The organism is Bacillus sp. AY2-1 (assembly GCF_008368965.1).
Taxonomy (GTDB): Bacteria; Bacillota; Bacilli; order Bacillales; family Bacillaceae_G; genus Bacillus_A; species Bacillus_A thuringiensis_S.
In genome coordinates, this window is sequence record NZ_QPEL01000202.1 from 1 (window position 1) to 2,688 (window position 2,688).

Genomic DNA, 2,688 nt, shown 5'->3' on the forward strand with positions numbered 1-2,688 from the left:
AAATTATACAATTTTAAAACCTTTAAACCTTTTTCTAATTAGTTCAAATCCATATTACTTAAGCTAGATTTAGCAGTATTGTTTTCCACTCTGAATCTAAGGCAATGGTATCTAAAAATAGGAGGTATATTCATGGAAGGCTTAACGATTAAAACTATCCCTTTCACAAAAGAAGAAATTGATAAAATCAAAACGGATTATAATAATTTTAATGACTACCCTATTATTTATATCCTACATAAGGAGAAAGAAGCTTATATTGGTGAAACAGTAAATGCTTTTAATAGATTACACACCCATAGACTAAATAGGCATAATACTTCTAATGCTAAAAACAGACATGACTTTAAGCATGTAACACTGATTAAACATGAAAAATTTAATCAATCTGCTACGTATAACTTGGAAACAAAGTTAATAAATTATTTCTTAGGTGACGAACGTTACACATTAAGAAATGTTAGTCAAACTGTATCTTCAGTTGTGCATAACTACTATGAAAAAAGCTTTTATAATGATGAAGTTTTTGAAGCAATCTGGAAAACCTTGAAAGACACTGAGCAGATTGTTAATAAGGATCTATTTTTAATTGAGAATAATGATATTTTCAAACTATCTCCGTTTAAACAACTTACATCTGAACAGTTTGAATTATATCAAGATGTTGTATATGAATTAGAAGAACAATTCTTTAAAATGAATACTCAAAACAAAACAGAACATAAAGTGATTTTCATTGAAGGTAGTGCTGGGGTTGGTAAAAGTGTCGTTTTAAGTTCTCTTTATTATAAAACGTTAGAGATGTCTAAAGACAAAAACTCACATTTATATGATACTTCCAGTTATATTTTGATTAACCATAATGAAGCATTAAAAACGTTCCATAGCATAGCTTCTAATGTGAAAATTATGCAGAAGAATAAAATATTAAAACCTACTTCTTTTATTAATCAAACGCCATTAAATACAGAGACTACACCAGCTGATATTGTATTTGTAGATGAAGCCCATCTACTACTTTCAAGCTCCGATTCTTATAATTCATATCACGGCCATAATCATCTAGAAGATATTATTAAAAGAGCTAAGGTGACTATTATTATATTTGATTCTAAGCAAGTAACCCGCAATAAGGCATATTGGGATGCTAAAACATTAAACACTGTCCTTTCAAAATATAAGCCTAAAAGATATAAACTTTCTACTCAAATGCGAATGCATGCTGGCAATGAATTAGTTTCATGGTTAGATAATTTAGTTCAAAAGAATATTATGCCTATGCCAAATGTTCCTAACACTTATGATTTTGACATCTTTGAACATGCTTCTGATATGCATAAAAAAATACAACAACAAAATACGAAATGGGGACTTTCTAGAGTTGTTTCCACATTTGATTTTGAACATAAAAAAGATGGTGGAAAGTATCATGTTACAACTGGTGGCTTAGATCTACCATGGAACCTTACTGATTCTTCTACAACATGGGCGCAACGAGAAAAAGTTTCTCCACATGGAAGTTCAATTGATGAAGTAGGTTCAATTTATACAGTACAAGGATTTGACTTAAACTATGTGGGTGTAATATTGGGGCCATCTATCTCTTATGATGAAAAAAATAATAAACTAGTAATATTAAGTGATAGTTATAAAGATACCGAAGCATTTAAAGGATTAGGAAATCACCCTAATGCTACAAAAATAAAAGAAGAAATCATTTTAAATTCGCTTAATATCTTGCTTAAACGAGGAATAAAAGGTCTTTATTTATATGCACATGATGAAAAACTAAGAGCTAAGTTACTAGAAGTTAAAAAATCTATTCTTTAATACAAAGAGATTAATACAAGGTTACTCATTAGTATTTAATATTTAGTCACAACATATTCTACCATGCAGCTTCTGCTATACTTGTTATCCTACAACCTATTTGTTAGCGAGAATTTATATACTAAGTCAAAAAGAATGTAGGTTTTTAATCTACATTCTTTTGACTTCTTAATTTATATAATTTAAAAACGTTGTCTTCATATTTCTAAATTCTTGTCATGCTTCACATACAATAAAAGGTAGTGAGACCATCTATTCCTTGTACGTTGAAAGGAGAAGTCTTTAAATAGACTCAGCCGTTCCACGAATAAAAAACTTCAAAAATTACTAGCATCTTCCTAAATATTTCTTCTTATTCTACGAGGGACCGGTACTGTTCGGATTGAATCTCTATCGCCTCTCTAGTATATGATTTTATTTTTATATACGCATAGTCATCCGGACTTAAATTTAATTTTCTAATTGATAACCTAGCAAAATCAGAATCATGAGTACTAATTAGAACTTGTCTATCTTTCATTGCCACTAAATTAGATATAACATCTATGAAAGAATATGCATTAATATCATCTAGATTTTGAAATGGATCATCAATACCTATTACATTTAATTTACTCCAATTTTGAGATTTATTTAATGCTAAAAATATACTCATAGCTAATATAGTAGATTGTGCAGCACTTAGAGTAAGACTTGCATTTGTAGAGTTTTCTATATCTGCTTCTATATCCTCTTCCCCTATTTGAGTGTCTTTTAGAAGTATAAATAACTCGTTTCTCTTAGTTATTAAATTTATATAATTAAAATAAGAATGGGGAGAGATTTGTCTAAAATAATTATTTATTACTAGAGATAGGC

Annotated in this window: 1 protein-coding gene and 1 pseudogene; one reads left to right on the forward strand and one right to left on the reverse strand. The window is 29.1% G+C overall.

Translation table 11 applies throughout. From position 1 onward, the window contains the following. Window positions 1-132 precede the first annotated feature (132 nt). A complete protein-coding gene (locus tag DN403_RS28580) occupies window positions 133-1,830 on the forward strand; it encodes a DUF2075 domain-containing protein (protein ID WP_098833853.1) in 1,698 nt (565 codons plus the stop codon). A 352-nt stretch (window positions 1,831-2,182) separates the two neighbouring features. Here the strand turns inward: DN403_RS28580 and DN403_RS31450 are convergent. After that, window positions 2,183-2,688 (reverse strand): annotated as a pseudogene (locus DN403_RS31450) (SMC family ATPase); the annotation flags it as partial.

Bases quoted from the DNA above. Each gene is read 5' to 3' on its own strand.
- DN403_RS28580 (WP_098833853.1), top strand. From the start codon at position 133: ATGGAAGGCTTAACGATTAAAACTATCCCTTTCACAAAAGAAGAAATT.